This window comes from Leucobacter sp. M11, from assembly GCF_035726885.1.
Lineage (GTDB): Bacteria > Actinomycetota > Actinomycetes > Actinomycetales > Microbacteriaceae > JAPFRB01.
In genome coordinates this window covers 131,606-140,022 of sequence record NZ_JAPFRB010000003.1, presented here as the reverse complement: position 1 = coordinate 140,022, position 8,417 = coordinate 131,606, and the positions used below count along the sequence as shown (strand labels likewise).

Below are 8,417 nucleotides of genomic sequence, written 5' to 3'. Positions count from 1 at the left end.
AACCCGTCTGGCGGCGACACCTCCACAACACCCGGGGGGAGCAGCCCCCCGAGATCACGAAGCCGCTCGGCTGGGAGACGCAGCCGTACCCCTTTGTCGCCGGGCAAATCGACGAGCGGGAGTTCCCCCGGCTGCCCTGGGCGCGCGCGCTCCGGGAGGCGCTCGAACCGCCGCACCTGTTCTACAGCGTCCGGGACGCGATCGACGCGGACGACCCCGAACTGGTCCGGGCGATCGTCCGGCACGTGCTGCCCGCGCGCGGGGTGCAGGCCGAGCCCGAAAACGTGCTCGTGACCACGGGCTCCCAGCAGGGCCTCGACCTGCTCGCGCACGCCCTGAGCGGCCCCGGGAGCACGGTCGGCGTCGAGGACCCCGGCTACGTGGACGCCCGGCACACCTTCCTCCGGGCCGGGGCCCGGTTGCGCCCGTTTCCCGTGGACGGGGAGGGGATCGTCCTGCCCCCGTCGGGCCTGGGGGTCGACCTGCTCTACCTGACGCCGAGCCATCAGAGCCCGACGAACGTCACGCTGTCCCGGCCCCGCCGCCTCGACATTCTGGAGCGGGCCCGCGCCTCGGGGACCGTCGTGATTGAGGACGACTACGACAGCGAGTTCCGCTACCAGGGACAACCGAGCCCCGCCCTGCGGGCGCACCCGGGCGCGGAGCACGTCATCTACCTGGGGTCCTTCACCAAGTTCCTCGCGCCCGGGCTGCGGCTCGGCTACCTGATCGCCGACGCGGCGCTGATCCGCGAGCTGCGGCGGCTGCGCCGCTACCGGGTGCGCCACCTGCCGGGGCACAGTCAGCGCGCGATGGCGCTCCTGATCTCCTCCGGGCACTACCAGCGCACGATCACCCGCCGCCGCGGCGCGCTCGGGCAGAAGTGGGAGATGCTCCGGACCGTGCTCGGCGAGGAACTGCCCTGGAGCTTCCCCGTGCCGCCGGGCGGGGTGAGCGTGTGGGTGAGCGGCCCGCCGGGGTTCGACGGGGTCGCCCTCACCGAGCGCGCCCGGGCGCACGGCATCGTGATCGAGCGGGGCGACGTGTTCTTCACTCGGCCGGAGGAAAACCGCAATCACATCCGGCTCGGCTTCGCCGCGATCGATCTGGCCCGGATCCGGCCAGGGGTCCGGCGGCTCGCGAGCCTGATCCGCTGATCGGCTGAGCCGCTGAGCCGCTGGCCCCAGAAAAGTGGGCTCCGCTGGGCCTGGGCTGTTTCGCGCGGTGCCCGCAGAGTGGAAGTGCCCCCTCGGGGACCGTCCGGCGACGAAGCCGGATGCGGAAACGACCGAAAGGACGTGATCGTGCCCCATTCACAGCTGCGCGAGAATGCCCAACGCCACCTGTTCCCCCACTTCACGCCCGGGCGGGTGTGGAACGACGAGCGACTGCCCATCCTGGTTCGCGGGCGGGGGGCGTTCCTCTATGACGAGCGGGGCGACGAGTACCTGGACGGCCTGTCGGGCCTGTTCTGCGTGAACATCGGGCACGGGCGCGACGACATCGCCGAGGCCGCGGTGACGCAGATGCGCGAGCTGGCCTACTGGACCAACTGGGGCTCGGCGCACCCGGCGGCGATCGAAGCGGCCTCGCTCATCGCCGAGCTGGCCCCCGGCGATCTGGAGACGACGTTTTTCGTCAACTCCGGCTCCGAGGCCGTCGAGTCCGCGGTGAAGTTCGCTCGCCAGTACCACCGCAGCCGCGGTGAGGGGCAGCGCACGAAGATCATCGCGCGGGAAATGGCCTATCACGGCACCACGCTCGGCGCGCTTGCCGTGACGGGGATTCCCGCCTACAAGGCACCCTTCGGCCCGCTCATGCCCGGGGTGTTCCACGTGCCGAACACGCTCGGCGAGGCGGTGCCCGAGGGCGGCACCGCCGCGGACCTGCCCTCGATTCGCGCGATCCGGGAGCTGCTGGAGCGCGAGGGCGGCGACACCTTCGCGGCGCTCTTCGCGGAGCCCGTGCAGAACTCGCGCGGCTCCCTGGTCCCCCCGCCCGGTTACTGGCAGGAGCTGCGCAGCATCTGCGACGAGCACGGCATTCTCCTCGTCGCGGACGAGGTGATCACCGGCTTCGGGCGGCTCGGCGAGTGGTTCGGAAGCACCGCGCAGGGCGTGGTGCCGGATCTGCTCACCTTCGCGAAGGGCTCGACCTCCGGGTATGCCCCCCTCGGCGGGGTCATCATCCGCGAGCCGCTCGCGCGGGCGCTCTGGGACTCCCCCGAGGGCGGCACCTTCGCTCACGGGGCCACCTGGGGCGGGCACCCCGTGGCCACCGCGGTCGCGGCGGCCAATCTACGGGCCCTCCGCGATGAGGACGTGCCCGGGAACGTGCGTGCGCTGGCTCCGGACTACCGGGCCGGGCTCGACGCCATCCGTGCGGAGCACCCGAGCATCCGAGAGGTGCGCGGCACCGGGTTCTTCCACACGATCGAGTTCACGGGGAACCGCGACACCGGGCGGGAACTGACGCCGGAGGAGTCCGCGGACATCCTGACCCGCGTGATCCCGGAGGCGATGCGGGGCACGCGTTTGATCACCCGGCCCGACAACCGCGGGGCGACGATGCTCGTGCTCGCCCCGCCCCTGGTTTCCGACACGGCCGTCCTCGGGCGGCTCCTCGACAGCGTTGACCTCGTGTGCGGCGCTGTGGACGCACGGCTGGGCTAAGCCCACCGGCGCCAACGGCGGCGCGCGGGGCATCGCGCGCCGCCCCCTTCCCCCAAACGGTGACAACGACGTCGCCGGAGAGGACCGCAATGTCCCAACGAACACCACGCGAGGCGGCCGCCTCGGTGACCCCCGAACGACTGAACCGAACCATGAAGCAGCGCTGGGTCTGGGCGATCGCCCTGGGCTCCGCGGTGGGCTGGGGCGCCTTCATCCTGCCGACCGACTGGCTGGCGACCGGGGGCCCGGTCGGCGTGATCCTGGGCTTCCTCATCGGGGGCGCCCTGATGATCCTCATCGCCGTCAGCTACGGCTTCCTGATCCGGTCCTTCCCGGTGTCCGGGGGTGAGCTCGCCTTCGCCCTGGTCGGATTCGGGAGAACGCACGCGTTCTTCTGCGGCTGGTTCCTGACGCTCGGGTACGCCTGCATCGTCGCGCTGAACGCCTCGGCAACCGCCCTCCTGTTCCGCAACCTCATCCCCGAGGTCGTCCAGCAGGGCTACCTGTACTCGGTCGCCGGGTGGGACGTGTATCTCGTCGAGGTGCTGATCTCGATGACCGCGCTCGTGGTCTTCGGGCTGCTGAATATCCGCGGGGCCGCGCTGTCCGGCCGCATCCAGTTCATTGCCTGCGTGATCATGCTCATCGCCGTCGCCTGCATCTTCGTCGGGGTCATCATGAACGAGGGCGTGACGATTGAGAACGCGACGCCCGCGTTCCCCACCGGGGTGAACCCGATGGCGGCGATCATCGCGATCGTCGCGATCGCACCGTGGGCCTACATCGGCTTCGACAACGTGCCGCAGGCCGCCGAGGAATTCGATTTCCCCCCGGCCCGCGCGCTGCGCCTGATCGTCTTCGCGATTCTCGCGGCGGCCCTGCTGTACTCCGCGATGGTGGCCGCGGTCGCGCTCACCGAGCCCTGGGAGCGCCTCGTCAGCGGGCAGTCGAGCTGGGGAAGCGCCGACGCCATCACCGGCGTCCTCGGCGGCGGTGGGATGATCCTGCTCGCAACCGCGGTTGCGATGGGCGTCAGCACCGGGCTGAACGGATTCTATGTGGCCTCCAGCCGCCTCCTGCTCAGCATGGGCCGGGCGGAGATGATTCCGCGCACCTTCAGCCGCCTGCACTCCCGGTTCAAGACCCCGTACGTCGGCGTGATCTTCGTCGGCGCGATCTGCCTGGTCAGCCCCTGGTTCGGCCGGGCGGCGCTGCTCTGGATCGTGGACATGTCCGCGGTCGGGGTCACCGTCGCCTACCTCTACACCTGCCTGTGCGCCTTCAAACTGTTCCGATCCCGGAACGCACCCGTGGTTCCCGGCGAGCTTGAGGGCTCCCGCTCGACCGCGAAGAAGGTGCTGAGCGCGCTCGGCGCGGTCACCGCGGTGGTGTTCCTCGGGCTCCTGCTCATCCCCGGTTCCCCGGGCGCGCTCGGCCCCGAGTCCTACGTGGCGCTGCTCGCCTGGATCGTGCTCGGGGTCTGCTTCTTCCTGTACCGGCGCGGGCACAGCCGCACGCTGAGCGACGAGGAGGTCGACATTCGGGTGCTGGGCGGTCCCCGCCCGGAGTCCACTCGGATCGCCCGGACCCGGGAAACCGCCTCGGCGCAGCCGTGATCCTCCGGCGCCGCGCGCGCCGGAACCCGTGAAGAACCCAGTTTCAACCCAGAAAAGAGGACGGAATGACCAAGCTGACGCAGACCCGGGAAGCGGTGACGGGCCCGCAGAAGATGACGCCATCGGAGGCGTTCGTGGAGACGCTCGTCGCCAACGACGTGGAGACCGTGTTCGGGATCATGGGATCCGCGTTCATGGATGCGATGGACATCTTTGAGCCGGCGGGGATCCGGCTGATCTCGGTGGTGCACGAGCAGGGTGCCGCGCACATGGCCGATGGCTTTGCCCGCGCCTCGGGGCGACACGGGGTCGTGATCGGCCAGAACGGGCCGGGGATCTCGAACTGCGTGACCGGGATCGCGGCCGCGTTCTGGGCGCACAGCCCGGTGGTGATCGTGACCCCGGAGGCCGGGACGACCGGCATCGGGCTGGGCGGCTTCCAGGAGGCCAACCAGCTGCCGATGTTCCAGGAGTTCACGAAGTACCAGGGGCACGTGACGCACCCCTCCCGCATGGCGGAGTTCACCGGTCGCTGCTTTGACCGGGCCATGAGCGAGAGCGGCCCGACCCAGTTGAACATCCCCCGGGACTACTTCTACGGGGAGATCGTGGCCGAGATCCCGCAGCCGCGCCGCATCGACCGCGGCGCGGGCGGCGCCGACGCGCTGGAGGAGGCGGTCGCGCTGATCCGCCAGGCGACCGCCCCGGTGATCGTCTCCGGCGGGGGCGTCGTGATGGCGGACGGGGTGGACGCCTGCGTCGCCCTCGCCGAGCGGCTCACCTCCCCGGTCGTCAACAGCTACCAGCACAACGATTCCTTCCCCGCGAGCCACCCGCTCTGGGCGGGGCCGCTGGGCTACCAGGGGTCGAAGGCCGGGATGGAGCTGCTCTCGCAGGCCGATGTGGTCATCGCGCTCGGCACGCGGCTCGGCCCCTTCGGAACGCTGCCTCAGTACGGGCAGGAGTACTGGCCGGTGAACGCGAAGGTCATCCAGATCGACTCCGACCACCGCCAGCTCGGGCTGGTGAAGAAGATTTCGGTCGGGATCTGCGGCGATGCCCGGGCCGTCGCGGAGGAGCTGCTGCGGCGGCTCGGGGACACCGAGCTGGCCGGGGACGCGGGCGCGGCGGAGCGCGGCGAGCGGATCAAGACGGTCAAGGCGGACTGGGAGCGGGAGCTCAGCGAATGGACGCACGAGCGCGACGACTACTCGCTGGACGTGATCGAGGAGGCCGAGGCCCAGGGCGGCCTGCTGCACCCGCGGCAGGTGCTCCGCGAGCTGGAGCTGGCCCTGCCCGAGGGCGTGATGCTGTCGACCGACATCGGCAACATCAACGCGATCGCGCACAGCTACCTGCGCTTCGAGCAGCCCCGCTCGTTCTTCGCGCCGATGAGCTTTGGCAACTGCGGGTACGCCCTGCCCACCATCATCGGGGCCAAGGCGGCCGCCCCGGAGCGGCCCGCCGTGGCCTACGCGGGGGACGGCGCCTGGGCGATGAGCATGGGTGAGGTGCTGACCGCGGTCCGGCACGAGCTGCCGGTCACGGCGGTGGTGTTCCGGAACCGCCAGTGGGGTGCGGAGAAGAAGAACCAGGTCGACTTCTACGGGCGGCGCTTCGTCGCCGGGGAGCTCGACGGCGACGAGTCCTTCGCGGAGATCGCCCGGAGCATGGGCGCCGCTGGCGTGGTGGTCGACCGGCTCGAGGACGTTGGCCCGGCCCTCACCGCGGCGATCGAGGAGCAGATGGCGCACGGCGTGACAACCGTGATCGAGGTCATGTGCACGCAGGAACTCGGCGACCCGTTCCGGCGGGACGCGCTCTCGAAGCCCGTCCGTTTCCTGGAGAAGTACCGGGACTACGTGTAACCCCGGGCCGAGGCGGCCGCGCGCGGGGAATTCCCGGAGAGACGGGTCACGTCCCCGCCCGCGGTCGCCTAAACTGGGCCTATGACCGATGCGCGCGCCCAGCTGATCCAGTACATCTCCGAGGACGCCGTGTTCCACGGCGACTTCACCCTCACGAGCGGCAAAAAGGCCAGCTACTACATCGACATGCGCAAGCTGAGCCTCGACCACCGTGCGGCTCCGCTGATCGGGCAGGTCATGCTGGACCTGATCGACGGCATCGACGGCGTCGTCGCCGTCGGCGGCCTCACGATGGGCGCGGACCCCATCGCCTCCGCGATCCTGCACCAGGGCGTCGCCCGCGGCAAGACCTACGACGCCTTTGTCGTCCGCAAGGAGCCGAAGGATCACGGTCGCGGCCGGCAGGTGGAGGGCCCGGACCTGAACGGGAAGCGGGTCATCGTCGTCGAGGACACCTCAACGACGGGCGGCTCCCCGCTCAAGGCGATCGAGGCACTGGAGAAGGTCGGCGCGATCATCGCCGGCGTCGCCGTGGTCGTGGACCGCGCCACCGAGGCCCAGGCCAAGATCGAGGCCGCCGGCTACGACTACTTCTACGCGATTGGCCTCGACGACCTCGGCCTCGCCGAGTAGGTCCCCGACCGCACGATTCCGTTCCGCGCCGCGACCCGAGCAGGGTCGCGGCGCGTTCGCGTTTCCGGGTACACCGCTCCGGGCGCCCTGCCCCGGGTTGTCATTGGTAGGACCAACTGACAAACTGGGTACCGTGCTCGCGCGCCGCCCATCCGCCGCCGCGAATCCAACGGCCGCCCGGGCACACCCCAACACCGGCGAACAGGGAGAGCACGTGGACTGGAGCACGCTCAGCACGACTGAGGGGCTCTCCGTCCCCGATCGTCTCTCGATCGACCTCGAGCGGCTGATTCTCGACGGCTCACTCGCCGCCGGGGAGCGCCTGCCCGCGGAGCGAGAGCTCGCCGAACTGCTCGCCGTGTCCCGGGTCTCCGTCCGGCAGGCGCTGCGCGAGCTGGAGAGCCGGGGGCTCATCAGCCGCAAGCCCGGCCGGGGCACCGTCGTGCTCGCCCCGGGGGAGTCCCCGACCGGGGAGGCGACCCTCATCGCCGGGGTCCTCGCGCACGCGGCCCGGGCGGATGACCCCATCAGCCAGATCATGGAACTGCGCGCGATCCTGGAGCCCCCCATCGCCGGGATGACCGCCCGTCGGGCGACCTCGCGGGACATCGGCCAGCTCCGGGAGCTGCTCCGCGACATGGATCGGGCGCCGTCGAGCGCGGCCTACGCCGAACTCGACCGGGCCTTCCACCAGGCCATCGCGCAGTACACCCACAATCCGATGCTTGCCCTGCTCAACGAGCAGATCGCGGCCACGATTTCCCCCAGCCGGCACGACTCCGTCCTCTCCGAGGAGCGGCGCGACGCCTCGACCGCGGCCCACCGCAGAATCTACGAGGCGATTCGAGACGGCGACGCGTCCCGCGCCGAACACGAGGCTCGCGAGCACGTGCGCTCCGTGCACCTGGCCATCGAGCGGAACCGAGCGGATGCGGACGGGCGGGGGCGCGCGGCGGGGCCGAACCGTCCGGCAGCGCGAGAAACGAGTGCGCAATGACGACTCGACGTCCCCGCACGCCCGGCGCCATCGCGACCCCGCACGCCCGCGCCACCCGCGCGGGGGAGCAGGCGCTCCGCGCGGGTGGCAACGCCATCGACGCGGCGCTCGCCGCCGCGGCCACCCTTTGCGTCACCTACCCGAATAATGTCGCCCTCGGCGGGGACCTCGTCGCTCTGGTGCGTGACCCCGCGGGGCGGACCTCGGTCGTGAACGCGACCGGCGCCGCTCCCGCGGCTCAGAGCCGTGCCCGGCTCCGCAGCGCGCACGGGGAACGCCTGCCGCTCCGCGGCATCGACACGGTCACGGTGCCGGGCGGCGTGCGCGGCTGGGAGGCGCTTCACGGGCTCGGGGCACGCCTGAGCTGGTCCGAGCAGCTCGCCCCCGCCGTGGCCTGCGCGGAGCAGGGGGTGCCGGTGCCCCGCTCCGTGGCGGGGGCGATCCTGTCGCTTCGAACGGAGCTTCGCGCCGATCCCGGCTGCGCCGCCCTGTTCCTGCCGGGCGGAACGCCCCTGGCCGAGGGCGAGCTCCTCCGGCAGCCCGCCCTCGCCGAAACCCTGCGCGGGCTCCAGCGTGGCGGCGCCGACGCCTTCTACCGCGGCGCGATCGCCGAACGCTGGGTCGCGGGGCT

General features: G+C 71.4%; 7 protein-coding genes. All 7 read left to right on the top strand.

Translation table 11 applies throughout. From position 1 onward, the window contains the following. Window positions 1-1,157: aminotransferase-like domain-containing protein (locus OOT08_RS08915; protein ID WP_325092289.1), on the top strand; the 1,157-nt coding region annotated here is incomplete at its 5' end. Between the two features lie 147 nt (window positions 1,158-1,304). Further along, the gene (locus OOT08_RS08910; RefSeq protein WP_325092288.1) at window positions 1,305-2,672 is read left to right on the top strand and encodes an aminotransferase class III-fold pyridoxal phosphate-dependent enzyme; all 1,368 of its coding nucleotides are present in this window, start codon (window positions 1,305-1,307) and stop codon (window positions 2,670-2,672) included. 89 nt (window positions 2,673-2,761) lie between these two features. After that, window positions 2,762-4,288, top strand: a complete 1,527-nt coding sequence (locus OOT08_RS08905) for an APC family permease (protein ID WP_325092287.1) — start codon at window positions 2,762-2,764, stop codon at window positions 4,286-4,288. A gap of 65 nt (window positions 4,289-4,353) precedes the next feature. Continuing rightward, window positions 4,354-6,156, top strand: a complete 1,803-nt coding sequence (xsc, locus tag OOT08_RS08900; protein ID WP_325092286.1) for a sulfoacetaldehyde acetyltransferase — start codon at window positions 4,354-4,356, stop codon at window positions 6,154-6,156. Between the two features lie 81 nt (window positions 6,157-6,237). Further along, complete coding sequence (pyrE, locus tag OOT08_RS08895) at window positions 6,238-6,789, top strand: orotate phosphoribosyltransferase (protein ID WP_325092285.1); 552 nt, start codon at window positions 6,238-6,240, stop codon at window positions 6,787-6,789. Between the two features lie 214 nt (window positions 6,790-7,003). Continuing rightward, window positions 7,004-7,786: a FadR/GntR family transcriptional regulator gene (locus OOT08_RS08890; protein ID WP_325092284.1), complete on the top strand. Its 783-nt coding sequence runs from the start codon at window positions 7,004-7,006 to the stop codon at window positions 7,784-7,786. Then, a partial coding sequence (locus OOT08_RS08885) for a gamma-glutamyltransferase (protein WP_325092283.1) occupies window positions 7,783-8,417 on the top strand: 635 nt, incomplete at its 3' end. The genes OOT08_RS08890 and OOT08_RS08885, both read left to right, overlap by 4 nt.